Here is a 24,342-nt window from a genome sequence, read left to right as displayed (position 1 = left end):
GTAATCTTCTGGCAACCATGGTTATGGAACCGTTAACATCAGGTGAGATGGCCTGCGCAACGTCCAGCAAGCTGGCACGCGCAGACGGGCGAGCGGTGGAGTGGATCATCTCGCCCCAACTTGTGTCTTATGAAGAGGCACTCCCCGCCATGCGGGCGCGGGCTGCGGCAATTGCTGCCGGAGAGGCGCAGGAGGCGGTCTGGCTGTTGGAGCACCCCCCGCTCTATACCGCCGGCACCTCGGCCGTGGCCAGCGACCTGCTGTCGCCGCGCTTTCCTGTCTATGATGCCGGGCGCGGTGGGCAATACACCTATCATGGCCCCGGCCAACGCGTGGCCTATGTGATGCTCGATTTGCGCGAACGCGGGCGCGACATTCGCTGCCTCGTCCAGGGCCTAGAGGCTTGGGTCATCGATACCCTGGCGGCCCACAGCATCGTCGGCGAGCGACGTGAGGGTCGTATCGGTGTTTGGGTGCGCCGGCCCGAGAAAGGACTGCTCAAGGAAGACAAGATTGCCGCTATCGGCGTTCGCGTCTCCAAATGGGTGACCTTCCATGGGATATCGCTCAACGTCGCACCGAATCTGGACCATTACGACGGCATTGTGCCCTGCGGCATTATCGACCAGGGCGTCACCAGCTTCGAGGATCTCGGACAACTGGTGTCCATGGCGGAGGTGGATTCGGTTCTCAGGGGTGCTTTCGAGCGCCGTTTTGGCTCCACCCACGATTCGACCGAGGAAAGCCTTGTCAGCGCTGGCTTGCGCGGCCAAGTTGCGTGAAACCCGGAATCGAGCCTTACGGAGCGATGCGATGACTATGGACGATCTCAAACGCCTCTTCACCAGCCGGACCTTGTCCCGGCTCGATGCCGTGCTCGCGCCCAAGCTGGTACCGATCTTTTATGCTCTGGGTCTGGCAGGCATCCTGCTCTGGGCCATCGCGCATTTCTTCTTCACCTTCAGCTTGGGCTTTGGCATCGGGCTTTGGGGTCTGCTCGAGATTGTCGTTTTTGGCCTTCTCTATTTCGTGGGCCTGCGCATCCTCTGCGAAGGGCTGCTGGTCTTTTTCCGCCGCCATGAGAGCGAAGGCGAGCCGGCTGCACGATCGCGTTATTCCGCCTCGCTGCTTGACGAGGTTCGCGAAGCGATTCGCGATCTGGCCGAGGAGAGCGAAGACCCTGACTACTCGGACGCCGACGACTACTCCGCGCCGGCAACCGATGCTGCGCCCCATCGGCCTTCCGCGCCGCCGGAGCCGGTGGTGACCCTCACGCCGAGTTCCCCTGGCAACATCGCGCCCAAACCTACGACGGCGCCTGCCGCAAAGGACCCCGCAGCCAAGACCAAAGCGGCGCTCGCCTCAGCTGAGGGGGCCAAGCCCAAGACCAAGGTGACTCGCAGCCCGGCAACCAAATCTGGCGAAGTATTCAAACCGCGTCGCACCGCCAAGCGCAGCCCGGCCAAGAAACCAGAGTAAGTCCTGCAACGGAACACGAAAAAGCCGCCGCGACATTGGTCTCGGCGGCTTTTTTCATGCGTAGCGCACAGCCTACTTCTTGTTGATGCTCCAGGCGCCCGGCCCCGCAAAGGCGAGGTAGAGGAAGACAAAACAGAAGAGGATCGCTGCGTCGCCGTCGTTATTCGCCGGAAAGAAATTGGACGGCGCATGCGCGATCCAATAGGCGAACGCCATGGTGCCAGAGGCGACAAAGGCTGCCGGGCGGGTGAAGAAGCCCAGGATGATTAGGATGCTGGTGATGATCTCGATGACGCCGGCAAACCAGGGCAGTGAGAAGGCTCCCGGAGACCATTCGGCTGCCGGGAAGCCAAGCAGCTTCTGCGTACCGTGGGCCAGAAACAGCAGGGCGGTGACGATGCGCAGCACGGCGAGGGCCTGCGGCGCATAGGCGGAGAGACGATCAAACACGGGAAGCTCCAGGTGACGCTTTAGGAAACCAGAGGCGTAGCCGAGCGCCTCCTCGGCGGGTAGCAGGGCTCTGCCGCACGCACTGTTCGCGGAAGCGTCCCATTCAAGACCCTGTGTTAGCCGCTCCCATCAGCCCTGCCCCGCGCCGGGCGGGAGGCAGTCACATTGCGTAACCGGGCAGTTTTCTGTATGACGCGCCCAATCCTCCAACATTGGAATGTCACGCTCTCATGAGCCAAGCGCCAAAAATTGGCCTCGTCAGCCTCGGCTGCCCCAAAGCCCTCGTTGATAGCGAGCGCATCATGTCCACCCTGCGGTCGCAGGGCTATTCGTTTTCGCGCGACTATGCCGGCGCCGACGTCGTACTGGTCAACACCTGCGGCTTTCTCGACAGCGCCAAGCAGGAGAGCCTTGAGGCCATCGGCGAAGCGCTCAACGAGAACGGCCGGGTCATCGTCACCGGTTGCCTAGGCGTCGAAGAGGACCTGATCCGCAAGACGCACCCCAGCGTGCTCGCCATTTCCGGCCCGCATCAGTACGAAAGCGTCGTCTCGGCCGTGCACGAGCACCTTCCGCCAGTGCCTAATCGCTTCGTGGACCTCGTCCCCGAAAGTGGCCTCAAGCTGACGCCGCGCCACTACGCCTATCTCAAGATTTCCGAAGGCTGCAACAATCGCTGCTCCTTCTGCATCATCCCGCAGATCCGCGGCGACCTCGCCTCCCGCCCCGCCGCTGGCGTTCTGGGCGAGGCCGAGCAGCTGGTCCGCAGCGGCGTCAAGGAATTGCTGGTGATTTCGCAGGACACCAGCGCCTATGGCGTGGACGTCAAGTACGCGGAATCGATGTATCGCGGCCGCCCCGTAAAGGCCAAGTTCTACGATCTGGCCAAGGAGCTGGGTCAGCTGGGCGCCTGGGTGCGCCTCCATTATGTTTACCCCTACCCCCACGTCGATGCAATCATGGAGCTGATGGCCGATGGCCTCGTCCTGCCCTATCTCGACATCCCGTTTCAGCACGCTTCGCCGACGGTGCTCAAAGCGATGCGCCGCCCCGCGCACCAGGAAAAGACGCTGAATCGAATTCTCGACTGGAAGCGCCAAGTCCCTGATCTAACTGTGCGATCCAACTTCATCGTGGGCTTCCCCGGCGAAACGGACGAAGATTTCGAGATGATGCTCGACTTCATCGAGGAAGCCGAGATCGACCGCGCTGGCTGCTTCAAATACGAGCCGGTGACCGGTGCCCCCGCCAACGAACTCGAGGGCATCGTGCCCGACGAGGTGGCGCAGGAGCGTTGGGAGCAGCTGATGGAGGTCGCCCAGACCGTGTCAGCCGGCCAGCTCGCCAAAAAGCGCGGCCGCACCATCCAGGTGCTGGTCGATGACGTGCAGCCCGAAACCAACAAGGCCATCGCCCGCTCGAAGTGGGATGCGCCCGAAATCGACGGTCAGGTCATCATCAGCAATGCCACCGGCATCAAGCCCGGCGACATGCTGGACGTCGTCGTCACCGATAGCGACGAATACGACCTCTTCGCCGAGCCGCTCGCCGGCTAACGCGCAAAGGCGTCGAAGGGATTATCTCGCGTCAGCCGCCCAATCGTGGCGGCTGGCACGCCGGCCTTGTCCAGCGCCGGCAGCAGCCAGTCCACCAGATGCGTATAGGGTCGCGGCACACCGCCGCCCGGCTGCGCTGGATCGTACCACCCCAAATCGTGGCTGATGAGCAGTTGACGGTCGAGCCCCTGTTCGATGGCCCGCAGCACCAGCGCCAGCACATCGGCATCGGGCGCTCGCCCGACATGGTCGTATTCGATCCAGGCGCCGCGCTCCACCAGCGCCCGGTGCAAACCGAAATCCTTCTCTTCTTGCATGTGGATGGAGATGAAGCGGTCTGCCGGACACCCCTCCTCGGCAAGAATATCCAGCTGGTCCATCACCACCTTCCCGCGGATCGTATGCGAGCCGATAACTGCGCCCGTTCGCACCGCTGCTCGGCCCGCTGCGCGCAGGATGCGTTCCTCGAGCGGCGTGATCCCGTCATCACCGGCGCTGAGCTTGATCCAGCCCGCGGCCACACCGGTACCTTCGATACCTTCGGTCAACTCGCCCACCATCCAGGTTTCCAGCGCCGTCTCATCGGCCTCATGCACCCATTGGGGTATCCACGGCTCGCGATAATTGCCAGTCGGCACCACGATCGGCATGCCGGTCGCCCGCGAGACGGCCAGATCGATATCGGCCCGCCGACCCACCCCGCCCGTCGTGCATTCCACCAGCGCCGTAATGCCCTGCGCCTTGATAGCCTCGATCTGCGGCGCCATCAGTGCAATCACGTCGGCCGCGTTAGCCTCGCCATAGCCGGGCTGGTCGGGCGTGCGCATATCCACGAACACATGCTCGTGCGGCAGGATCAGGCCGAGCTGCTCCCGCTCGAACCGTCCCAGCGTCGTCACCAAGCTCTTCATCGTCACCTCCCTTTTTGCCCGAGTGTCACCACCGCGGACGCATTGTAAAGCCGTCGCTGCAATCCCGCGGAAATGAAATCGCGTTGCGCCGCAGGGCCACGCAACGGCTTTTCGCGCACGAACTAGGGCGAGAATTAGTCATCCGAAGCAAACATTTGCTGCTGGACGTCCGCTCACAGCCCAGTGCAAGAAACTCCCCGAGCTCCGTTTCACCTCTGATGAAAGCGTCCCATGCACAAGCTTCTTTCCGCCGCCGTCGCCGCGCTCGCCATTGGCAGCGCGCCTGTTCTGGCGCAGCCCACTGACTTGCTTAATGCCTCCTACGACATTGCCCGCGAGATTTTCGCCGCCCAGAACGAGGCCTTCGTGCCCGTTTATGAGGCTGAGACGGGCACCGCTGTCACCATCAACCAGTCCCATGCTGGCACCTCCACCCAGGCACGCGCCATTCTCGAGGGGCTGCCCGCCGACGTCGTCACCTTCAATCAGGTGACCGACGTGGAGCGCCTCGTCGAAGGCGGCTTTGTCTCGGACGATTGGCAGAGCGAGTTCCCCAACAATGCCTCGCCCTTCTATTCCCTGCCCGCCTTCCTCGTCCGCGGGGGCAATCCCAAGAACATCACCGATTGGGGCGATCTCGCGCGCGACGATGTGCAGGTGATCTTCCCCAATCCCAAGACCTCCGGTAACGGCCGCTACACCTATCTGGCCGCTCGCGCCTGGGCCAACGAGGAGTTTGGCGGCGACGAAGCGCAGGTCGAGGAATACCTCACCAAGCTCTTTTCGAACGTGCCGGTATTCGAAACGGGTGGACGTGGTGCGACCACCGCTTTCACCGAGCGGCAGCTGGGCGACGTCCTCATCACCTTCGAAGCGGAAGTGCTGAGCGTGCGCGATCAGTTGGGCGCCGAGAACTACCAGCCCGTGATTCCGAGCGTCTCTCTCCTTTCCGAGTTCCCGGTGGCCATTGTCGACCAGGTCGTAGACAACCGCGGCAGCCGCGACCTTGCGAAGGCCTACCTCGACTTCCTCTACACGACCGAAGGCCAGGAGATCGCAGCCGGGCACAACCACCGCGTTAATGACGAGACCGTCGCTGCTGCCCACGCCGGGACCTTCCCCGAAGTGCGCCTCGTGACCGTCGAGGATGAATTCGGCGGCTGGGCCCAGGTCACCGAAGAGCACTTCGCCGATGGCGGCCTGCTCGATCGCGTGTTCCTCAACCAGTGACCTCTGAGGTCAAACATATCGACGCGGCCGCCGGGCCGCGTCTTGCTCCGCTGGGCGCCCCCCGTCGCCGCGGCCGGCACCTGCTGCCCGGCTTCGGCCTGACGCTGGGCGTCTCCATGATCTATCTGACCCTCATCATCGTGCTACCCATCATGGCGATGCTGCTCAAGGTCGGGGGCATGGGCCTGGAAGAGTTCTGGCGCATCGTTGCTTCCAACCGCGCCTTTGCCGCCTACCGCGTCACCATCAGCGCTGCCCTGCTGGCCACTGCCTTTAACGGGGCCTTCGGCCTGCTGCTCGCCTGGGTGCTGACACGCTATGAATTCCCCGGCAAGCGGATGCTGGATGCTCTCGTCGACCTGCCCTTTGCTCTCCCCACCGCAGTTGCTGGCCTCGTGCTGGTGACGCTGTTCTCCAATACGGGCTGGTATGGACAACTCCTTGAACCCAACGGGATCAAGGTCAATTACACGCTGGTCGGCATCGCGATTGCCATGTTCTTCACATCGGTGCCCTTTGTCGTGCGCACTGTCCAGCCAGTACTCGAAGAGGTGGAAGGCGGCCTCGAGGAAGCTGCAGCGACGCTCGGCGCCTCACGCTGGCAGGTTTTCACCCGCGTGATCTGGCCGACCATCCTACCCGCCTTCATGGCCGGTTGTGTCCTCTCCTTTGCCCGCTCCCTAGGCGAATTCGGCGCCGTCGTCTTCATCGCCGGCAATCTGCCTGGACTGACGGAGGTCGTCTCCCTGCTGATCTTCATCCGCCTCGACGAATATAATTACGAAGCGGCAGCCGCTATGGCGTTCGTCATGCTGCTTCTCGCTTTTGCCGCGCTCTTGCTCACCAACGCGCTCCAGGTCTGGCAAACCCACTATGCAAACCGGAACGGCTGATATGCAGACCACCCGCTCCCGCGCCGAACTGGCACTCATCGGCACTGCCTTCGTGCTGTCGATTCTGGTGCTGCTGGTGCCGCTGCTCCTGATCTTCGCCTTTGCCCTGCGCGAAGGCATCGGCGCGTATTTCGCCAACATCTTCGAGCCCAACACGCTGCACGCCATCTGGCTCACCGTGCTGACAGCGCTCGTGGTGGTGCCGGTCAATGTCGTCATCGGCATCTGCGTGGCCTGGCTGGTTACCCGCTTTAAATTTTGGGGCCGTAACCTGCTGGTTACGCTGATCGAGCTCCCCGCATCCGTCAGCCCTATCGTCGCCGGGGTGGTCTATCTCTTTCTTTATGGCGGCCAGGGACTGCTCGGCCCTACCCTTCAAGGCGCGGGCATCCAGTTGATGTTCACCGTCTGGGCAATCTTCCTCGTCAGTCTCTTCGTCACCGCTCCGTTCGTGGCGCGCGAATTGATCCCGCTCATGCAGCAGCAAGGGTCGGAGGACGAGGAGGCAGCGCTAAGCCTGGGAGCCAGCGGCTGGCAGATGTTCTGGCACGTCACCTTGCCTAACATTCGCTGGGCCATCCTCTACGGCGCCGTGCTCACCAATGCCCGGGTCATGGGCGAGTTTGGCGCGGTCTCGGTGGTGTCCGGTGCCATCCGCGGCCAAACCAATACGCTGCCGCTCCAGGTGAGTCAGCTGTTCAACGATTTCAATGTGACAGGTGCTTTTGCTGCGGCCTCCACGCTGGCGCTGATCGCCGTGCTGACCCTGGTCCTCAAGGCTGCGCTAGAGGCGCGCGTCTGGCGCAGCTAAGCCGGCAATTTGCCCGGCGCATGCCGGTCAAGCGTGCGGCGCGGACTTCGACCGCCACATAGTCCTTGCATTGCGCCTGCACTTGGTTCCACCTTCGTCCCGCACTTTATATTTCGCGAGCTCGGGTTCTCCATAGAGCTCTGCTGCGTTCTCTGCGGATCACACCGCCTTGGGTTCTGAATGACCACACCACAGCTTCTCGCCTTCGCCGTCATCGGCGCCATGATGGTGGCGTTCGTTTGGGGGCGCTGGCGTTACGACCTCGTCGCCGTTTCGGCTCTTCTAGCGGCGCTGGCGGTAGGTGTCGTACCGCCCGAGGCCGCATTTATCGGCTTTGCTGATGACATCGTCATTATCGTTGCCAGCGCCTTGGTTGTGAGTGGCGCGATATCGAGATCCGGCATCATGGATGTTGCGGTCCGCCGCTTCGCCCCCAACCTCTCGGCCCCGCGCTCGCAGTTGATCCTGCTGGTGGTCGTGGTCACAGTGCTCAGCGCTTTCATCAAGAACATCGGCGCGCTGGCGATTATGATTCCTATCGCCTTTCAGATGGCGCGGAAGTCCTCCGTATCGCCATCGCTGTTCCTGATGCCGATGGCGTTCGGATCGCTGCTGGGCGGGTTGATGACCCAGATCGGCACCTCGCCGAACATCATTGTCTCTCGGGTGCGTGCCGAGATAACCGGCGTCCCTTTCACGATGTTCGACTTCACCCCGGTCGGAGCGGCTCTGGCGATCGTGGGCGTCGTCTTCCTCGCGATTTTCTATCGCCTACTGCCCGAACGCCGGCAGGAGGAGACCGGGTTTGACCGGGCCATCGAGATCAAGAACTATACGACCGAGGCGCGCGTCCTCGAGGACTCTCCGGCCATCGGCCGCACCATCGCCGACATCCAGGCTGCTGCCGACGGTCAGGCAATGGTGACCGGCATCGTCAGCGCCACCGGGCGCCGTCGGACGCCCCTTCCTGACGCTACCCTCAAGGCGGGAGACATCCTGATCATCGAGGGTGAGCCCGGCGCCCTTGACACCATGGTCAATCAATCCGGACTGGTCTTCTCCGAGCGCCGGGGGGCGGCGACCAAGGACTCTGCCGATATCGGGATCATTGAGGCAATCATCGGCCAGAGTTCCGGGCTAATTGGGGCAAGCGCCCAGGAGTTGACGCTCTTTGATCGGACCGGCCTCAACCTTCTCGCCATTAGCCGGCGTGGCCGCCGGTTCACCGAGCGGTTGGGTCAAATCAAGTTCGAAAATGGCGACGTGATTCTGTTGCAGGGGCACATCAAGCGCCTGCCCGAGCTGCTGCGCGAATGGGACTGCATGCCTCTCGTGGAACGCGGCTTACGGCTAGGCAGCTTCCGCAACGGCCTCATTCCCGTTGTGATCCTCCTGGTCGCGATGGCCGCAACGGCGACCGGCCTCGTTCCGGTAGCCGCAGCTTTCTTTGCAGCAGCCGTAGCCATGGTGCTCACCCGAGCCCTGCCCCTGCGCGAGGTCTATAACCAGCTCGACGCGCCGATCCTCATTATGCTCGCCTGCCTAATTCCCGTCTCGGATGCGCTGCGCACCACCGGCGGAACCGAGATTATCGCCGCCTGGCTCTCCATGGTGGCGAGCCATCTGCCGGGCTGGGGCGCCCTGGCCCTGATCATGGTCGCTGCCATGGCGGTGACCCCTTTCCTCAACAATGCCGCCACCGTGCTGGTGATGGCGCCTATCGCCGCGACCTTCGCCGCCGAACTAGGCTACGCCCCCGAAGCCTTCCTTCTGGCGGTGGCCATTGGTGCGGGCTGCGACTTTCTCACCCCCATCGGACACCAGTGCAACACACTGGTGATGGGCCCGGGCGGCTACAAGTTCGGTGATTATTGGCGGCTAGGGCTACCGCTCTCCATCCTTGTTGTTCTGGTGGGCGTTCCCATGCTCATGCTGGTGTGGCCGTTCTGATGCACAGCACGCACACCATCGCCCTGCCGAACCGCCCGCCCCTGCAACTGGGCCGCCGCGCGCTGGTGATGGGCATTCTCAACGTGACGCCAGATAGTTTCTCCGATGGTGGTCAGCATAATCTGGTCGAGTCGGCGGTGGCGCATGCCCAGGCCATGATAGCCGAAGGCGCCGACATCCTCGACATCGGCGGCGAGAGCACCCGTCCCGGCGCCGAGCCTGTGGGCACTCAGGAAGAACTCGACCGCGTCATGCCGGTGATCGATGCGTTGATTGCTGCGGGTGTGTCCGCGCCGATCTCAATTGACACCTACAAGCCGCTCGTCGCCGATCAGGCGATCCAGGCCGGCGCCTCCATCATCAACGATGTCCACGGCCTCCAGGGCGCACCGGAAATGGCCCCCATTGCCGCGCTCCACGACGTTCCCGTGATCGCTATGCATTGGCACAAGGACCGAGATCGCTCCACACCGCTGCAACACTCGACGCAGCTTTATTTCGCCGACACCCTAGCACGTGCCGCAGCGGCGGGAATAAGTCGCGACAAGATCATGCTGGACCCCGGTTTTGGCTTCGGCAAGTCGCTAGCTGAGAACTATGCGCTGTTGCGGGAGCTGAAATCGCATTCTGGATCCGTTCATCTTGGCGGCGATTTCCCGATCCTGGTCGGCACGTCACGCAAGTCGATGATTGGTAAGCTCTTGCAAAACCAGCCCGAAGAGCGCCTCGCCGGCACTATTGCCACCACTGTCCTCGGCTACATGAACGGCGGTCACATTTTCCGAGTTCACGACGTAAAACCCAATCGCGACGCCCTTCGCGTCGCCGAAGCAACGCTATATGGTCCGCCCGAAACGGGAGAATAAGGTCATGGCCGACGCATTCACGGGCGACCGTATCATCCTCAAAGACCTCGGATTTTACGGGTATCACGGGCTGATGAGTGAGGAGAAGGCGCTCGGCCAGCGATTCTTCGTGGACCTTGAATGCGGCGTCGATCTCTCCCAAGCGGGGTACACTGACACCATCAGCAACACGGTTTCCTATGCCGGCATTTACGATGTGGTGAAGGAGGCCTTCGATGGCCGCCGCATGCACCTGATCGAAGCTGTCGCACAGAACATCGTCACCGCCATTTTTGAGGCTTTTCAAGAGGTTAAATGGATCGTCGTGCGTGTCCGCAAGCCCGAGGCGCCCATTGCCATGGTCCGGGGCGAAGCGGCGATCGAATTGCACCGACAGCGGAAAAGCTGAACCATGGCGAATGCTTGGCTCAGTGTCGGCGCCAATATCGGTGATCCGCCGGCCCAGTTGGCCGAGGCGGTGCGCCGGATTGCAGCACATGCCGATATTTCGGTGGCGAAACAGTCTTTGGTTTTAACCACCAAAGCTTGGGGCAAGACGGATCAGCCGGATTTTGCCAACGCGACTCTAGAAATCAACACCAGCCTTCAACCGCTTGATCTGCTTGATGTTCTGCTTGGCATCGAGCTGGCGATGGGCCGGGTCCGAGACGAGCGCTGGGGTCCGCGGCTCATCGATATCGACATCATCGCCTATGATCGAGAGGTGCTGCAGCACCCCCGATTGACCCTGCCCCATCCGCATGCACATGAGCGCGATTTCGTGCTCACGCCACTCCGGGAAATCGACAAAACTGTTGTCGATTGGATCATCGAAAACGCACGGATTAGCAACTAAGGGCGCAAAGCCTGTAGCACGGCGATGGCACTATCGAACTCCGCCCGCCGTTTGGCGCGACGCTCGGCCGCTTCCTCGTCCTCACCCCATTGGGAGATCTGGAAGTCCTCGTCGACAGGGGCGGCGGACCAAACCTCCTCGGCTGAGATCAGCCGGTTCCAGAACGCGATAGCCAGGAGCCCCGAGCCGGTCAGCCCGGTGATCGAAACCAGCGCCGTCAGCACAAAGAGCCCCTCGTCCGTCAGCGACTCGGCCAGCCGATCCAGCGTTGATTGCGGCTGCGGCTGATGGATGATGCCGATGGTCGGCTGGAAGGCCACGCCGAAATGGCGGGATATCGCCACCAGGGGCCGATCCCAGCTGACTTCCTGCTGGGACACAAGTTCTTGTGGGCTATCGGCGCGGTAGAGCATCAGGTCGCCACTGGCGAACTTTATGATCTCCTCCCGAAATAGGGGAACCGCTTGCTCGCCGCTCTCTACCGCCGAATTGATCAGCCGGGTGGTGGGCATGGTGCGGGCATCGACGAACTCGCCTTGCGCGGCCCACTCCTCTGCCATGGTCTGGGCGATGGAGAGCGCCGGCAGGATGATCGGGACCTTCTTGCCGGGGGTCCGCAACTGGCGACCATCCAGAGTAACGACAAAGCCGCCTTCGAAGGGCGCCACCCCGACGTCCTTGTAGAAGCGTTTGGGCAGTTCCACCTGCTGGAGGTGCTGTGCCCGGCCGTATCCGTCTTGGGTGTGCTGGAGAGCGTCTTCGAGCTGGTCACGCATGGGTCTGTTCCACCAGTCTGTCGATCGCCCCCTCAAGCTGATCATAACGATCAATCATCGTTTCCGCACCAACAGCGATAAGCTCGCGCGGTTCATGATAACCCCAGGTCACACCAATTGTGCGGGCCTTGGCGGCGACACCCATCTCGATATCGAAGGTCGTGTCACCAATCATGATGGTGCGTTGTGGCGAAGCCCCGGTCTCACGCATGGCAGTTTGGAGCATGCCGGGGTGCGGCTTGGAGGGGTTGTGATCGGGGGTCTGCAAGGTACTGAAATAGTCAGTGAGGCCATGCAGTTCAAGAATGCGGTGGACGCCATTGAGGCCCTTGCCCGTGGCGATGCCGAGCACGACGTCGTCACGCGCACGCAGAGCCTCGACGGCTTCCCGCGCACCGGGGTATAGGCCTTCCCGATCCGGCTGGGTGAGGAGGGTCGCGCGGTAGTGCGTCCGATAGTCATTGACTAGTTGGTCGATGAGGACGGGGTCATCGGTTTTGGCCAGGCGCGCCAGTGCGACTGGCAGGGAAAGGCCGATCACCCGGCGCGATTCCGCCGGTGTGGGCGGCACCAGGCCAGCCCCGGCAAACGTCGCCGCCATGTGCTCGGCTATCAGCGCCTGCGTGTCGATCAGCGTGCCGTCCATGTCGAACATGACGAGGATCACTTGCCGTCCTCCGGGTCGCCGTTGACGTCGAAACGGTCGGCATCAAAACCCAGCGCCTCAAAGCTCTGCTGCATGTGGGACGGCAGGGGCGCGGAGATATCGAGCCGCTTGCCACTGCGCAGGGGAAGAGCGATGCGCCGCGCGTGCAGGTGCAGGCCCTCCCCCAGACCCTCGGCGCCCTGGTAGTTCTCGATGTTGAAGTAGCGGGGGTCACCGATGATCGGCGTTCCCATTTGCGCCATGTGCACGCGCAGCTGGTGCGTTCGGCCGGTGACCGGCTTCAAGGTCACCCAGGCGAAGCGGCGACTGGCGGTATCGGTAGTCGAATAGTAGCTGTGCGAATGCTGGGCGCCAGGCGTGCCGTTCTTGACCACCACCATCTGCTCGCCATCGGTGGTAGCACGCTTGAGCAGGAAGCACGAGATCTCGCCCTGGCGTGGCGACGGATTGCCGGCGACCACGGCCCAATAGATCTTCCGCGCCGAGCGAGAGCGAAAAACCTCACCGAAATGGGTGGCCGCGGCCGATGTCTTGGCAACCACCAAGCAGCCGGACGTATCCCGGTCGAGCCGATGGACGAGCTTGGGTGTCTCGCCCTTCTTGTTGGGGAGGCTCTTGAGCATGCCGTCGATATGCCGCTTGGTCCCACTCCCCCCTTGTACGGCCAGTCCATGCGGTTTGTTGAAGACGTAAAGGTCCTCGTCTTCGTAGAGGATAAGGTCGCGCAGGAACTGGCCCTCGGTGTCGTTGACGCGCACCGGCTTAGGCGCCTCTGGATCATCGATCGGTGGGACTCGCACAGTCTGGCCGGGGAGCAGCCGGGTGCTGGTGGTCACCTTGGCCTTGTCGACCTTGACCTCGCCATTGCGGATCAGCTTCTGCAAGCGCCCAAAGCCGAGTTGGGGGAAGTGGCGGGCAAACCACCGATCGACCCGCATGCCGTCCTCATCACCACTTACTTCTCGATGTTGAACGCCACTCATACCATGCCTCGGGTCAGCAAAAGTCCGAGATAGAGCCCGGCGAGGCAAACCACAACCGAGATCAGCATATAAGTGGCGGCTTGGCCGACGGCTCCGCGCTCAAGCAGCGTTATCGCATCGAGGGAAAAGGTGGAGAAGGTCGTAAAGCCCCCGAGCACCCCCACGGCCACGAACAGCCGCGCTTCGGGGGCCCAGGTGGGTGTCAGGCGCGCGAGGATGCCGATCAACACCCCCATCAACAAGGAGCCCAACACGTTGACCACGATGGTAGCCAGCGGGAAGCCCCCCTGCCACCAGCGGGTGATCAGGACCGATGTGCCATAGCGCGCCATGGCGCCCAGAGCGCCGCCGGCGCCCACCAGAAGAAATGCCTGCATAGCTTCCCTTAGCGCAGCCGAAAGCAGAAAACCACGACCAGGCAGCATGGTAGATAGAAGGCAGGGGTCAGGCTAGGCGCCTAGTCTTCAGGGCTGCCTTTGCTGGCGCGGAGGCGCTCGAAGTAATCTACCCGCTTGCGCAGTTCGCGCTCGAAGCCGCGTTCCACCGGCTCATAGAACTTCTGCCGGCCCAGTTTCTCGGGGAAATACTCCTGGCCGGAGAAGGCTTCGGGCGTGTCGTGGTCGTAGATATAGCCTTCGCCATAGCCAGAGCCTTTCATGAGCTTGGTGGGAGCGTTGAGGATGACCATGGGCGGCATGGGAGAACCCGTGGACTTGGCGATGCTCATGGCGCCCTTATAGGCAGTGTAGACCGCGTTCGACTTGGGCGCGAGCGCGAGATAGACAACCACCTGCGCCAGCGCCAATTCGCCCTCGGGCGAGCCCAGCATCTGGTAGGCATCGCGGGCAGCGACTGCTTGGGGAAGCGCCTGCGGATCGGCCAGGCCAATGTCCTCGACAGCCATGCGGATCAGGCGCCGAGCCAGGAACAGCGGGTCTTCCCCGGCGTCGAGCATGCGGGCGAAATAATAGAGCGCCGCGTCCGGATCGGAGCCGCGGATGGTCTTGTGCAGCGCCGAGATCAGGTTGTAGTGGCCGTCCTGCGCCTTGTCGTAGATGGGCGCCCGACGCTGCACTAGTGTTAGCAGACTGTTGGCATCGAGCACCTCATCAGGTGAAGCCGCAGAGACGATTTCCTCCACCAGCCCGAGTAGCGCCCGGCCGTCCCCATCGGCGAGACCCAGGAGGGTTGCGCGTGCCTCTTCGGCCAATGGCAGTTTGGTGTTCAGCAGCGTCTCGGCGCGCTGCAGCAGATGCTCGAGATCGTCAGCGCTAAGGGATTCGAAGCGCAGCACCTGACTGCGGGAGAGCAGCGCCGCATTGAGCTCGAAGGACGGATTTTCGGTGGTGGCGCCAACCAAGACCACCGTCCCGTCTTCCATCACCGGCAGGAAGCTATCCTGCTGGGCGCGATTGAAGCGGTGGATCTCGTCGACAAAAAGAAGCGTCTTGTGCCCCGAGAGGCGCTCAAAGCGTGCCTTCTCGAAGACCTTCTTGAGGTCGGCGACCCCCGAGAAGATGGCCGAGATCTGCTCGAAGCGATGGCCGATCCGGTCGGCAAGGAGACGTGCCACAGTGGTCTTGCCGGTGCCCGGCGGTCCCCAGAGGATCAGCGAGCCCAAGCGGCCGCTCGCAATCATGCGGCGCAGCGTGCCTTCGGGGCCCAGCAGGTGCGTTTGGCCGATGACCTCATCGAGCGAGCGGGGCCGCAGCCGGTCAGCGAGGGGGCGCGCGGTGTCGGCCTGCGGCTCTGATGCAAAAAGGTCGGTCATGGTACTGTTCTAGCCGCTGACGATGCTACGCGTCACCCTGCCGTTTCGCTGCAGGATGATCTGCCAGGTCCGCACGCGATTGGATGCAATGTCGCGGAAGACCAGCGCTGTTTCCACAGCGATGTCGTTGAGCGAGAGGATCACATCGTCGGGCAAGAGGCCCATCTGATCGGCAGGCGAACCGGGCTCAATGGCGGTGACCACGACCCCGCGGGCGTCGTAGGGCAGATCCTTGGCTTCGGCGAGCGCCGGGTCGAGCTCGCGCACCGTAGCGCCGGCGAACCGCGAATTGCCTGTGATGGTGGCGATCATGTCCTCGCTGGGCGCCGGCGCCGGCTCGATGGTGAACGGCACATCCAGCTCTTCGCCGCGCCGGAGGCGAGTGAGGACGGTGGTTTCCCCGATCGGCCGGGTAGCTAGGCGGAAGTTGAAGGCGCTGGGATCGTCGACCCTGAGGCCATCGACGCTCAGGATCACGTCGCCCGAGGCGAAACCCGCGCGCTCCGCCGGGCCGCCAGGGGCCACTTCAGTGATCAGGGCGCCGTGCGGCGCCGCCAGGCCAAGACTGGCCGCGATATCGGAGGTGACTGCCTGCATCTGGGCGCCAAACCAGGGCCGGATGATCTCGCCACCGGCAACGCCCGCCTCGGCCACTACGCGGGCCATGTTGGCGGGAATGGCAAAGCCGATGCCGACCGACCCACCCGTCTGGGAGTAGATGGCAGTGTTGATACCGACGAGACGCCCGCTGAGATCGACCAGGGCACCCCCCGAATTGCCGGGATTGATCGCTGCGTCGGTCTGGATGAAGAACTCGTAGTCCGAGCTTTCGACGCCGGTGCGCGCCAAGGCCGAGACGATGCCGCTGGTGACGGTCTGGCCGACACCGAATGGATTGCCAATAGCAAGCACCAGATCGCCGACCTGCAGGGCGTCGGAATCCGAGAAGACTATCGCCGGGAAGGTCACCCCATCGGGGTCGGTGACGCGCAGCACGGCAAGGTCGGTCTGGGTGTCTTCCACCACGATCTCGACTGGAAACTCGCGGCCGTCAGAGAGCGCGATGCGCACGTCGGTCGCGCCTTCGATGACGTGGCGGTTGGTAAGGATGACGCCGCTTTCCTCCACGATCACCCCCGAGCCGAGCGACTGGGACTCGCGGGGGCGACTGCGAAAGGGCTGCTGGCCGAAGAAGCGCGAAAAGAACGGGTCGTTAGCGAAGGGCGAGGCGGCCTGTTGCTCAATGCGCGTGGCATAGACATTGACCACCGACGGCGAGGCGTTCTTGACCACCGGGGCAAAGCTGAGCTGGATCTGCTCGCGGCTGACGGGGAGTTGCCGAGGCTCCTCCACGGGCGCTGTTGCAACCGGTGGATCGAGCTGGGCGATGGATGGTCCGTTCCAGGGCGAAAACAGCAACGTACCGCTGACGGCCAGCACCACGATCACGACGGCCGCCATCAGCCAGCTACGCACACTCATCGAACCAACCTCCAAGGTCTTGCGTTGGCCCCGAGGCAGGCCATCGGAGAGCGAGCCAAACGCCCGGAATCTGTCACCAAAATGACGTCACGCCCCTGTCATTCTGGTTGGCCAAATAATCGTTTGCGCGAGGGGGTCGCGCACCCTATATGCAGCGCTCGTTTCCCCCGCAGCGCCAGCCCTGAAAGGCAAGTCGTCCATGACCACTGAGACGAAGCAAGTCTATCCGAATACGTCGGCCCTGATCGCGGCCGAAGCTCCGGATTTCCCCGCCTTTCTGTTCTCCGAGCGGGAATTGCACAAGCAGGTCAAGATGTTCAAGAAGGGCTTTGACGGCCTTCTGACCTATGCCGTCAAGTGCAACCCTTCCCCCCACATCCTCGCCCGGCTGCATGAAGAGGGGCTCAAGGCTTTCGACGTGGCGTCCAACACGGAGATGGAACTGGTGCGCGACTACGCGCCCGGCGCGGCGATGCACTACAACAATCCCATCAAGAATAAGCGCGAGATTGCTCGCGCCTATGAGGAATTCGGCGTCCGTTCCTTCACCATCGACCACCCCCAGCAGCTCGATCAACTCGCGGCGGTGGTGTCGCCCAGCCGCGATGTCGAGGTGACCACCCGCTTCAAGGCCGGCAAGGCGCTCAAGTCCTATGATTTCGGCATCAAGTTCGGCGTGATGGAGCAGGCAGCGGCCGAGATCGTCACGGCCGTGGACAAAATGGGCTATACGCCCAGCCTCTGCTTCCATGTGGGTTCGCAATGCGAGGATGCCTACGCCTATGAGCGGCATATCGCGGCGGCCGCGCGCATCGCTGAGGAAGCCAAGATCGGGCTCAAGCGCCTCAACCTCGGTGGCGGCTATCCGGCGCGCTATCCCACAAGCGAAGCGCCGCCGATGGACTATTATTTCGAGACCATCCTGACAGCGGTCGAGGAGCATTTCGGTAACAACAAGCCCGACCTCATCATCGAGCCCGGTCGCGCGCTGGTCACCAGCTCCACTTCGCTGCTGCTGCGGGTCAAGCACCAGCGTGGCGGGCAGTCGGTCTACGTTAATGACGGTGCCTATGGGGCGCTGATGGAAGTGAAGTTCATGCACTTCACTCCACCCGTGCGCGTCTGGCGCGGCCCGCGCCTCCATGACAACAATGGCGAATTCTCCGACTTCACCATCTGGGGACCCACTTGCGACAGCTATGACGTGCTGCCCCAGGTCTTCACCCTGCCCGCCGATATCGACGAAGACGACTGGATCGAGTTCGGCCTCATGGGTGCCTATACCCAGGCGTCGCTGACCCCGTTCAACGGCTTTGACCGCCGCGATCAGTTCTGGGTCGAGGAAGTCTATACCGGCAAGGATATGGCGCCCGCCGAATAGATCGGCATCAGCAGAATCACTAGCCGATATGCGAGCCGCTCCGGTACCCTGGGGCGGTTTTTTTTCTGTTGCCACATGGAAGCACCGAGATGACGGACATTTTGCCCCTTGCCCAGCTCGGCCGCCGCATCATGGTGACGGGGCCGACAAATGCCGGCAAGTCCACCCTGACGGTGGCATTGGCCGACAAGCTCGGCGTTCCCGCCTATCATGTCGACCTGTTCCGGCATCTTCCGCACACCGACTGGGAGCCGCGGCCAACTGAGGACTTCCACGCCCTCCATGCGGCAGCGATCGCCGAGCCTGAATGGGTGATGGACGGGAACTACTCAGAAATCCTGCCACAACGCCTCGCCCGCGCGACCGGCATCGTCGTGGTGGATGCGCCCCTCCTCAGTCGATACGTCCGCTACTTCAAACGCACACTGCAGCGGCAGCGCGTGGGTGCCCTCGAGGGCGGCAAGGACTCGATCAAATGGGACATGATCCACTGGCTGTGGCACACGCGCGGCACTGCAGAGGCACACCGCAAGCTGGCTAGCGAGACAGGCCTGCCTGCTGTCTTCTGCCGCGACCAGCGGGACGTGGCGGCCCTCTGCGCTGCTTGGGATCTCAGGCTGTCGCTTTCTTGACCAAGCCGAGGCTGATCAGGCTTTCGGCAGAGGCGAGCAGTGCCTCCTTGCCGGAGATAAAGGGACGGCCGAGCAGCGCCTCGCCTTTGCTGCGGTCGAAGTGCTTCTCGTTGCCGATGTCGTTGATGATCTGGCGCGCACTGCCACCAACAAAGCGCGCGACGAGCTTTATCACCCAATCGGGCACGTCCTTGCGGCTGATCTCGCGGTCAGGATAGGCCTCCCGCAAGATCTCGGCGACCTCTGGGAACGGCACGTAGTCACCAGCCGCGAGATAGCGGTGGCCGGCTGTCTCGGGCTTTCGGAGCGCTGCGACATGCATGGCGGCGACATCCCGTACGTCGATAAGCGAGAAGCCATTGCTCGGCCGCGCTTTGACCCTGCCCTCGAGGATCGCACCGACCAAGCCCAACGAAATACTGGTATCCTCATCAAGCGCCGGGCCCATGATGGCGCCAGGATGAATGGTGGTCAGTTCGAGGTCATCGGTTTTGGCCATCTCCCAAGCGCGCCGCTCCGCCTTGGTCTTACCGGTGCAGTAGGCCCAGGTGTACTTCATCGCTTCGAGATTGGTGAAATGCTCTTCGGTATAGGTCCGCTTGCCGGTTTCGTGGCCATGCCCATACGCAACGGTGGCGATCGAGGAGGTCATGACGATCCTCCGCACCCCCGCCGCTATGGCATGGCGCAACACGCGTTCCGTGCCCTCCAATGCCGGCCCAACCACCTCATGCGGATCCTTGGGCTCGATCCCCACGATTTGCGCCGCCACGTGCGCTACAGCACTAACGCCATCCATGGCCTCCAGCCAGCCAGCGTTGTGCATCAGATCGGTCTGAACGAAACTTAGGCGCCCCACAGCATCGGCACCCAAATGCTCGTGCACGGCAGCACGCACCGCTTCGGCCTTGAGGTCCGAACGCACCGTGCCGCGCACCGAAAACCCGGCACGCAGCAATTCAAGCACCGTCCATTTGCCCACAAAGCCGCTGGCACCCGTCACCAGAACCAATCCCGACTGCATCCTCACTCCTCAAAAGCAAAAGGCGGCCACGGAATGAACCGCAGCCGCCTCCTAAAGTCTAGCGTCGGAACCGCTTATGCGGCGACCGACTCGTCCTCGTCGTCACGCACCTGAACCGGACCGCTGTCCTGGCCCTTGGCATTGACGTCGCGATCAACGAACTCGATGACAGCCATCGGTGCGTTGTCACCGTAGCGGAAGCCGGCCTTCAGGATGCGGATATAGCCGCCCTGACGATCCTTGTAGCGGGGGCCGAGCACCGCGAAAAGCTTTGCCACCTGATCTTCATCGCGCATCTGGGCGATGGCCTGACGGCGAGCGTGCAGGTCGCCGCGCTTGCCTAGCGTAATCAACTTTTCGACGATCGGGCGCAGATCCTTCGCCTTAGGCAGGGTCGTTACGATCTGCTCGTGCTTGATCAGGGCTGCCGACATATTTGCGAACATAGCCTTGCGGTGGCTAGCGGTCCGGTTCAGCTTGCGGCCGGAATTACCGTGGCGCATGGTTATCTCCTAAAAATCTTGGCGGCGCCGGATCAATAATGATCTTCGTAGCGCTTGGCGAGGTCATCGATGTTCTCGGGCGGCCAGTTGTTGACGTCCATCCCGAGATGAAGCCCCATCTGTGCCAGGACTTCCTTGATTTCATTGAGCGACTTGCGGCCGAAGTTCGGCGTCCGCAGCATCTCGGCTTCCGTCTTCTGGATCAGGTCGCCGATGTAGACGATGTTGTCGTTCTTGAGGCAGTTTGCCGAACGGACCGAGAGCTCGAGCTCGTCGACCTTCTTGAGCAGTGCCGGGTTGAACGCCAGCTCGGGCACAGAATCCTGCGCCTTTTCCTTGCTGGGCTCTTCGAAGTTCACAAACACCGACAACTGGTCCTGGAGGATGCGCGCAGCGTAAGCCACGGCGTCTTCCGGGGAAATTGCGCCATTGGTCTCGACCTGCAGGGTCAGCTTGTCCTTGTCGAGGCTCTCGCCCGCACGGGTCGCATCAACCTTGTAGGATACCCGACGAACCGGCGAGAACAGCGCGTCGACCGGGATAAAGCCGATCGGCGCGTCTTCGGGACGGTTCTTGTCGGCGGCAACATAGCCCTTGCCGGTATCGACGGTGAACTCGATGTTGATCTCGGCGCCATCGTCGAGATGGCAGATCACCAAATCGGGGTTCAGCACCTCAATGTCGCCGGTTACGCGAATATCGCCAGCGGTAACGGAACCCGGACCCTGCTTGGACAGTTGCAGGCGCTTAGGACCCTCGCCGCCCATCTTGAGCGCGATTTCCTTCACGTTCAGGACGAGGTCGGTCATGTCCTCGCGCACGCCCGGGAGCGAGGAGAATTCGTGCAGAATGCCTTCAATCTGGATTGCAGTCACTGCCGCGCCCTGAAGCGACGACAGCAGCACGCGACGAAGAGCGTTACCCAGGGTAAGCCCGTAACCGCGCTCAAGCGGTTCGGCAACTACCGAAGCCACGCGCGCGTTGTCGCTGCCCGAAACAATCTCCAGCTTGGTCGGCTTGATTAGTTCTTGCCAGTTCCTCTGGATCGTCACGGTTCATGTCCTTTCAAAATCGCGGCTCTAGCCCAGCCGCTTGCCGCAAACGCAATAAGGACCCCCAGCCATAACTGGCCAGGGGTGCCCAGAACCGTCTGGATTAGACGCGGCGCCGCTTGCGAGGACGGCAGCCATTGTGCGGGATCGAGGTCACGTCGCGGATCGAGGTAACGTTAAAACCGGCAGCCTGCAGCGCGCGGAGCGCCGATTCACGGCCCGAACCAGGACCACGAACTTCGACCTCAAGGGTCTTCATGCCATGTTCCTGCGCCTTCTTGGCAGCATCCTCGGCAGCAACCTGTGCCGCATAGGGGGTCGACTTACGCGAACCCTTGAAACCCATCACGCCCGAGGAGGACCACGAAATCGTGTTGCCCTGCATGTCGGCGATGGTGATCATCGTGTTGTTGAACGACGCATTCACGTGGGCCACACCCGACGTGATGTTCTTGCGCTCCTTACGGCGGACGCGCGCAGCTTCAGCTCTAGCCATTTACTTCCTCTAAGCGATATCAGCGCTGCCGTCAGCCTCAGGCCCCGGCAGCTACATCGAAGAACCCGAGAAGCGGGTTCTTACTTCTTCTTGCCGGCGATCGGCTTGGCCGGACCCTTGCGGGTACGGGCATTGGTGTGGGTCCGCTGACCGCGGACCGGAAGGCCACGACGGTGGCGCAGGCCACGGTAGTTACCAAGATCCATCAGGCGCTTGATGTTCATCGCCACGTTACGGCGAAGATCACCCTCCACGACGTAGTCGCGGTCGATAGCTTCACGGATCTGGATGACTTCAGCGTCGGTCAATTCATTGACCCGACGATCGGCCGGGATACCGACCTTTTCAGTGATGTCCTTGGCGAACTTCTCGCCGATCCCGTGGATGTACTGAAGCGCGATGATCACGCGCTTGTTCGTCGGGATGTTGACGCCAGCAATACGAGCCACGTCTGCTCTCCTTCATTCAGCGCGAACCATCACGGTTGGCGCCCTAAAACAACAAGGGACCGGATTTCGACCCCCAACCAGTGTGGAGAACCGAATCCAGCCCAATAATCCATGAGACTGACGCGGTTCTTTAAGGGCTCGATTTCGAGGAGTCAACCGCGAAGTCAAGCCCAATTAATTACGACTCGATAGCCGTTTTGATTGCCGAGGTCACCTGATCGACTGGAGCCATCCCGTCAACCGTCTTCAGCAGGCCCTTTTGCGAATAGTAGTTCACCAAGGGGGCAGTCTGCTCAGCGTAGACGCCGAGGCGCTTACGCAGCACTTCTTCGTTATCGTCGGCGCGGGCGCCGCCCGAATCCTTGGCCCGCTGGATAACCCGGCGCACCAGTTCATCGGCATCCGCCTTGAGCTCCACTACGGCGTCGAGCTTCATGCCCTTTTGCGCGAGCATCTGATCCAAGGCATTCGCCTGGGCGATCGTGCGAGGGAAACCGTCGAGGATGAAGCCTGGCTTGCAATCCTCGGCATCGAGACGTTCCGACACGATGCCGTTGACGATGGTGTCACTAACGAGGTCGCCGCGATCAACAATTGCCTTGGCTTCCAGACCCAGAGGAGTCTGGGCTGCAATGGCAGCCCGCAAGATGTCGCCGGTGGAGAGCTGTGGGATGCCATAATCCTCCACGAGAATCTTAGCCTGGGTCCCCTTCCCCGCCCCTGGCGGTCCGAGCAGTATCAACCTCATCGACGCTTGCCTCCTCCAAGACGGGACTTCTTGACCAGACCTTCATACTGCTGAGCGATCAGATGGCTCTGGATCTGGCTGACGGTATCGAGGGTCACCGTGACCATGATCAGCAGCGAAGTACCACCGATAAACTGACTGACCGCCAGCTGACTGAACATCACCTCGGGGATCAACGCCACGACCGTTAGGTAGATCGCCCCGATCACCGTGATGCGTGTCAGCACATAGTCGATGTGCTGAGCGGTGCGTTCGCCCGGGCGAATACCCGGAATGAAGCCACCCGAACGCTTGAGGTTGTCAGCCGTCTCCTGCGGATTGAAGACGATCGCGGTGTAGAAGAAGGCAAAGAAGATGATGAAGAAGGCAAAAAGCGCCAGATAGAGCGGTTGCCCGCGACCCAAAAGGGCCGTGATTACCTGCAACCACTCCGGCGCATTCCCCTGGGCCGCGAACGACGCGATGGTCGCTGGCAGCAGCAGCAAGGAGGAGCCGAAAATCACCGGAATAACACCGGCGGTGTTGAGCTTAAGCGGCAGATGGGAGGTGTCCCCCTGGAACATCTTATTGCCGACCTGACGCTTCGGATACTGGATCAGCAACCGACGCTGGGCGCGTTCAAAGAAGACGATCACCGCAATAACCGCCAGGGAAATCACCGGCATGGCGAAAGCGGCAACACCCGGGATAGCCCCAGTACGGCTGAGTTCGAACGTCTGGATGATCGTCGCAGGCAGATTGGCCACGATACCGGCGAAGATGATCAGCGAAATACCGTTGCCGACACCGCGCGCGGTGATCTGCTCGCCCAGCCACATCAGGAACATGGTACCGCCCACCAGGGTGATGACGGTCGACATGCGGAAGAACCAACCTGGATCCAGAACCACGCCAGGGCTCGCCTCAAGACCCACGGCAATGCCATAGGCCTGCACCGAACAGAACAGCACAGTCAAGTAGCGCGTGTACTGGTTGAGCTTGCGACGGCCGGCCTCGCCTCCTTCCTTGCGCAGCGCTTCAAGGCGCGGCGAAGCGGTGGAGACGACCTGCACGACGATCGAGGCCGTGATGTAGGGGATAAGGTTCAGCGCAAAGATCGCCATGCGCTCGACGGCACCACCGGAGAACATGTTGAACATGCCGATGATGCCCTGCTGCGACTGCTCGAAGGTCGCGCGGAACGCATCCGGATCGATGCCGGGAACTGGAATGAAAGTGCCCAGACGATAGACGAGCAGCGCGCCCAGTGTGAACCAGATGCGCTGCTGCAGAGCCTTCGCCTTGGAAAAGGTCGAAAAATTAAGATTACGGGCCAGCTGTTCGGCTGCGGACGCCATTATTCGCTCCCTATGGCTTCAAGGCCAGGTGCGCTCGGAGCGCCCCGAGCGACAGATGCA

At 62.1% G+C, this 24,342-nt stretch carries 27 protein-coding genes; 12 read left to right on the top strand and 15 right to left on the bottom strand.

Translation table 11 applies throughout. The features are described from left to right. The first annotated feature begins 47 nt into the window (after positions 1-47). A complete protein-coding gene (lipB, locus tag QOV41_RS08835; RefSeq protein ID WP_284580887.1) occupies positions 48-782 on the top strand; it encodes a lipoyl(octanoyl) transferase LipB in 735 nt (244 codons plus the stop codon). Positions 783-813: 31 nt separating this feature from the next. Next, positions 814-1,479 (top strand): DUF4282 domain-containing protein, encoded by a 666-nt coding sequence (locus QOV41_RS08830; protein ID WP_284580886.1) that lies wholly within the window; start codon positions 814-816, stop codon positions 1,477-1,479. 72 nt (positions 1,480-1,551) lie between these two features. Here QOV41_RS08830 and QOV41_RS08825 read toward each other — a convergent pair whose 3' ends face one another. After that, complete coding sequence (locus tag QOV41_RS08825; protein WP_284580884.1) at positions 1,552-1,929, bottom strand: DoxX family protein; 378 nt, start codon at positions 1,927-1,929, stop codon at positions 1,552-1,554. Between the two features lie 230 nt (positions 1,930-2,159). Between QOV41_RS08825 and rimO the strand changes: the two genes are divergently transcribed. Then, positions 2,160-3,485, top strand: coding sequence for a 30S ribosomal protein S12 methylthiotransferase RimO (gene rimO, locus QOV41_RS08820; RefSeq protein WP_284580882.1), 1,326 nt, complete (start codon positions 2,160-2,162; stop codon positions 3,483-3,485). On the opposite strand, the gene QOV41_RS08815 is transcribed toward rimO, so the two are convergent. After that, positions 3,482-4,396 (bottom strand): phosphotriesterase family protein, encoded by a 915-nt coding sequence (locus tag QOV41_RS08815; RefSeq protein WP_284580881.1) that lies wholly within the window; start codon positions 4,394-4,396, stop codon positions 3,482-3,484. The genes rimO and QOV41_RS08815 overlap by 4 nt on opposite strands. A gap of 231 nt (positions 4,397-4,627) precedes the next feature. On the opposite strand from QOV41_RS08815, the gene cysP reads away from it, so the two are divergent. From cysP to folK, 7 genes are all read left to right on the top strand, one after another. Next, the gene (gene cysP / locus QOV41_RS08810; protein WP_284580880.1) at positions 4,628-5,626 is read left to right on the top strand and encodes a thiosulfate ABC transporter substrate-binding protein CysP; all 999 of its coding nucleotides are present in this window, start codon (positions 4,628-4,630) and stop codon (positions 5,624-5,626) included. Between the two features lie 116 nt (positions 5,627-5,742). After that, a complete protein-coding gene (gene cysT / locus QOV41_RS08805) occupies positions 5,743-6,519 on the top strand; it encodes a sulfate ABC transporter permease subunit CysT (protein ID WP_284581247.1) in 777 nt (258 codons plus the stop codon). Then, entirely contained in the window at positions 6,500-7,330 is an 831-nt protein-coding gene (gene cysW / locus QOV41_RS08800) for a sulfate ABC transporter permease subunit CysW (protein WP_415926756.1), read from the top strand. The genes cysT and cysW overlap by 20 nt, the downstream gene beginning before the upstream one ends. A 180-nt stretch (positions 7,331-7,510) precedes the next feature. Continuing rightward, complete coding sequence (locus QOV41_RS08795; RefSeq protein ID WP_284580876.1) at positions 7,511-9,280, top strand: SLC13 family permease; 1,770 nt, start codon at positions 7,511-7,513, stop codon at positions 9,278-9,280. Continuing rightward, the gene (gene folP / locus QOV41_RS08790) at positions 9,280-10,146 is read left to right on the top strand and encodes a dihydropteroate synthase (RefSeq protein WP_284580874.1); all 867 of its coding nucleotides are present in this window, start codon (positions 9,280-9,282) and stop codon (positions 10,144-10,146) included. Before QOV41_RS08795 ends, folP begins: the two co-directional genes overlap by 1 nt. A gap of 4 nt (positions 10,147-10,150) precedes the next feature. Further along, positions 10,151-10,534 (top strand): dihydroneopterin aldolase, encoded by a 384-nt coding sequence (gene folB / locus QOV41_RS08785; protein ID WP_284580872.1) that lies wholly within the window; start codon positions 10,151-10,153, stop codon positions 10,532-10,534. Positions 10,535-10,537: 3 nt separating this feature from the next. Further along, positions 10,538-10,981, top strand: coding sequence for a 2-amino-4-hydroxy-6-hydroxymethyldihydropteridine diphosphokinase (folK, locus tag QOV41_RS08780; RefSeq protein WP_284580870.1), 444 nt, complete (start codon positions 10,538-10,540; stop codon positions 10,979-10,981). Here the strand turns inward: folK and QOV41_RS08775 are convergent. The 6 genes from QOV41_RS08775 to QOV41_RS08750 form a co-directional block, all read right to left on the bottom strand. Further along, entirely contained in the window at positions 10,978-11,757 is a 780-nt protein-coding gene (locus tag QOV41_RS08775) for an ATP12 family chaperone protein (RefSeq protein ID WP_284580868.1), read from the bottom strand. The genes folK and QOV41_RS08775 overlap by 4 nt on opposite strands. Next, a complete protein-coding gene (locus QOV41_RS08770; RefSeq protein WP_284580866.1) occupies positions 11,750-12,424 on the bottom strand; it encodes an HAD-IA family hydrolase in 675 nt (224 codons plus the stop codon). The genes QOV41_RS08775 and QOV41_RS08770 overlap by 8 nt, the downstream gene beginning before the upstream one ends. After that, positions 12,421-13,407, bottom strand: a complete 987-nt coding sequence (locus QOV41_RS08765) for an RluA family pseudouridine synthase (protein WP_284580864.1) — start codon at positions 13,405-13,407, stop codon at positions 12,421-12,423. Before QOV41_RS08765 ends, QOV41_RS08770 begins: the two co-directional genes overlap by 4 nt. Next, a complete protein-coding gene (gene crcB, locus QOV41_RS08760; RefSeq protein ID WP_284580863.1) occupies positions 13,404-13,784 on the bottom strand; it encodes a fluoride efflux transporter CrcB in 381 nt (126 codons plus the stop codon). The genes QOV41_RS08765 and crcB overlap by 4 nt, the downstream gene beginning before the upstream one ends. A gap of 80 nt (positions 13,785-13,864) precedes the next feature. Then, complete coding sequence (locus QOV41_RS08755) at positions 13,865-15,178, bottom strand: replication-associated recombination protein A (protein ID WP_284580862.1); 1,314 nt, start codon at positions 15,176-15,178, stop codon at positions 13,865-13,867. Between the two features lie 9 nt (positions 15,179-15,187). Further along, a complete protein-coding gene (locus QOV41_RS08750; protein ID WP_284580861.1) occupies positions 15,188-16,660 on the bottom strand; it encodes a DegQ family serine endoprotease in 1,473 nt (490 codons plus the stop codon). 199 nt (positions 16,661-16,859) lie between these two features. Between QOV41_RS08750 and QOV41_RS08745 the strand changes: the two genes are divergently transcribed. Then, the gene (locus QOV41_RS08745; RefSeq protein ID WP_284580860.1) at positions 16,860-18,041 is read left to right on the top strand and encodes a type III PLP-dependent enzyme domain-containing protein; all 1,182 of its coding nucleotides are present in this window, start codon (positions 16,860-16,862) and stop codon (positions 18,039-18,041) included. Between the two features lie 89 nt (positions 18,042-18,130). Continuing rightward, positions 18,131-18,673, top strand: coding sequence for a P-loop NTPase family protein (locus tag QOV41_RS08740; RefSeq protein WP_284580859.1), 543 nt, complete (start codon positions 18,131-18,133; stop codon positions 18,671-18,673). Here the strand turns inward: QOV41_RS08740 and QOV41_RS08735 are convergent. The 7 genes from QOV41_RS08735 to secY form a co-directional block, all read right to left on the bottom strand. Continuing rightward, entirely contained in the window at positions 18,654-19,697 is a 1,044-nt protein-coding gene (locus QOV41_RS08735; RefSeq protein WP_284580857.1) for an NAD-dependent epimerase/dehydratase family protein, read from the bottom strand. The genes QOV41_RS08740 and QOV41_RS08735 overlap by 20 nt on opposite strands. A gap of 74 nt (positions 19,698-19,771) precedes the next feature. Continuing rightward, a complete protein-coding gene (gene rplQ / locus QOV41_RS08730) occupies positions 19,772-20,200 on the bottom strand; it encodes a 50S ribosomal protein L17 (protein WP_284580855.1) in 429 nt (142 codons plus the stop codon). Positions 20,201-20,232: 32 nt separating this feature from the next. After that, complete coding sequence (locus QOV41_RS08725) at positions 20,233-21,252, bottom strand: DNA-directed RNA polymerase subunit alpha (RefSeq protein WP_284580853.1); 1,020 nt, start codon at positions 21,250-21,252, stop codon at positions 20,233-20,235. A gap of 103 nt (positions 21,253-21,355) precedes the next feature. Next, on the bottom strand, positions 21,356-21,748 hold the full coding sequence (gene rpsK, locus QOV41_RS08720; protein ID WP_284580852.1) for a 30S ribosomal protein S11: 393 nt from the start codon (positions 21,746-21,748) through the stop codon (positions 21,356-21,358). 80 nt (positions 21,749-21,828) lie between these two features. After that, a complete protein-coding gene (rpsM, locus tag QOV41_RS08715; protein WP_284580850.1) occupies positions 21,829-22,197 on the bottom strand; it encodes a 30S ribosomal protein S13 in 369 nt (122 codons plus the stop codon). 178 nt (positions 22,198-22,375) lie between these two features. After that, positions 22,376-22,945, bottom strand: coding sequence for an adenylate kinase (locus QOV41_RS08710; protein WP_284580848.1), 570 nt, complete (start codon positions 22,943-22,945; stop codon positions 22,376-22,378). After that, on the bottom strand, positions 22,942-24,282 hold the full coding sequence (gene secY, locus QOV41_RS08705; protein WP_284580847.1) for a preprotein translocase subunit SecY: 1,341 nt from the start codon (positions 24,280-24,282) through the stop codon (positions 22,942-22,944). Before secY ends, QOV41_RS08710 begins: the two co-directional genes overlap by 4 nt. Between the last annotated feature and the right edge of the window lie 60 nt (positions 24,283-24,342).

Source organism: Devosia sp. RR2S18, assembly GCF_030177755.1.
GTDB classification, from domain to species: domain Bacteria; phylum Pseudomonadota; class Alphaproteobacteria; order Rhizobiales; family Devosiaceae; genus Devosia; species Devosia rhizosphaerae.
This window is presented reverse-complemented; position numbering and strand designations above follow the sequence as displayed.

What these genes read in the sequence shown, in the direction of transcription:
- QOV41_RS08755 (WP_284580862.1), bottom strand. Translation starts at nt 15,178, where the DNA reads ATGACCGACCTTTTTGCATCAGAGCCGCAGGCCGACACCGCGCGCCCC.
- rplQ (WP_284580855.1), bottom strand. Translation starts at nt 20,200, where the DNA reads ATGCGCCACGGTAATTCCGGCCGCAAGCTGAACCGGACCGCTAGCCAC.
- rpsK (WP_284580852.1), bottom strand. Translation starts at nt 21,748, where the DNA reads ATGGCTAGAGCTGAAGCTGCGCGCGTCCGCCGTAAGGAGCGCAAGAAC.
- folB (WP_284580872.1), top strand. Translation starts at nt 10,151, where the DNA reads ATGGCCGACGCATTCACGGGCGACCGTATCATCCTCAAAGACCTCGGA.
- QOV41_RS08815 (WP_284580881.1), bottom strand. Translation starts at nt 4,396, where the DNA reads ATGAAGAGCTTGGTGACGACGCTGGGACGGTTCGAGCGGGAGCAGCTC.
- rimO (WP_284580882.1), top strand. Translation starts at nt 2,160, where the DNA reads ATGAGCCAAGCGCCAAAAATTGGCCTCGTCAGCCTCGGCTGCCCCAAA.
- QOV41_RS08745 (WP_284580860.1), top strand. Translation starts at nt 16,860, where the DNA reads ATGACCACTGAGACGAAGCAAGTCTATCCGAATACGTCGGCCCTGATC.
- QOV41_RS08765 (WP_284580864.1), bottom strand. Translation starts at nt 13,407, where the DNA reads ATGAGTGGCGTTCAACATCGAGAAGTAAGTGGTGATGAGGACGGCATG.
- cysW (WP_415926756.1), top strand. Translation starts at nt 6,500, where the DNA reads ATGCAAACCGGAACGGCTGATATGCAGACCACCCGCTCCCGCGCCGAA.
- folP (WP_284580874.1), top strand. Translation starts at nt 9,280, where the DNA reads ATGCACAGCACGCACACCATCGCCCTGCCGAACCGCCCGCCCCTGCAA.
- QOV41_RS08735 (WP_284580857.1), bottom strand. Translation starts at nt 19,697, where the DNA reads ATGCAGTCGGGATTGGTTCTGGTGACGGGTGCCAGCGGCTTTGTGGGC.
- folK (WP_284580870.1), top strand. Translation starts at nt 10,538, where the DNA reads ATGGCGAATGCTTGGCTCAGTGTCGGCGCCAATATCGGTGATCCGCCG.
- cysP (WP_284580880.1), top strand. Translation starts at nt 4,628, where the DNA reads ATGCACAAGCTTCTTTCCGCCGCCGTCGCCGCGCTCGCCATTGGCAGC.
- QOV41_RS08830 (WP_284580886.1), top strand. Translation starts at nt 814, where the DNA reads ATGACTATGGACGATCTCAAACGCCTCTTCACCAGCCGGACCTTGTCC.
- crcB (WP_284580863.1), bottom strand. Translation starts at nt 13,784, where the DNA reads ATGCAGGCATTTCTTCTGGTGGGCGCCGGCGGCGCTCTGGGCGCCATG.
- QOV41_RS08710 (WP_284580848.1), bottom strand. Translation starts at nt 22,945, where the DNA reads ATGAGGTTGATACTGCTCGGACCGCCAGGGGCGGGGAAGGGGACCCAG.
- QOV41_RS08740 (WP_284580859.1), top strand. Translation starts at nt 18,131, where the DNA reads ATGACGGACATTTTGCCCCTTGCCCAGCTCGGCCGCCGCATCATGGTG.
- cysT (WP_284581247.1), top strand. Translation starts at nt 5,743, where the DNA reads ATGATCTATCTGACCCTCATCATCGTGCTACCCATCATGGCGATGCTG.
- lipB (WP_284580887.1), top strand. Translation starts at nt 48, where the DNA reads ATGGCCTGCGCAACGTCCAGCAAGCTGGCACGCGCAGACGGGCGAGCG.
- secY (WP_284580847.1), bottom strand. Translation starts at nt 24,282, where the DNA reads ATGGCGTCCGCAGCCGAACAGCTGGCCCGTAATCTTAATTTTTCGACC.
- QOV41_RS08795 (WP_284580876.1), top strand. Translation starts at nt 7,511, where the DNA reads ATGACCACACCACAGCTTCTCGCCTTCGCCGTCATCGGCGCCATGATG.
- QOV41_RS08775 (WP_284580868.1), bottom strand. Translation starts at nt 11,757, where the DNA reads ATGCGTGACCAGCTCGAAGACGCTCTCCAGCACACCCAAGACGGATAC.
- QOV41_RS08750 (WP_284580861.1), bottom strand. Translation starts at nt 16,660, where the DNA reads ATGAGTGTGCGTAGCTGGCTGATGGCGGCCGTCGTGATCGTGGTGCTG.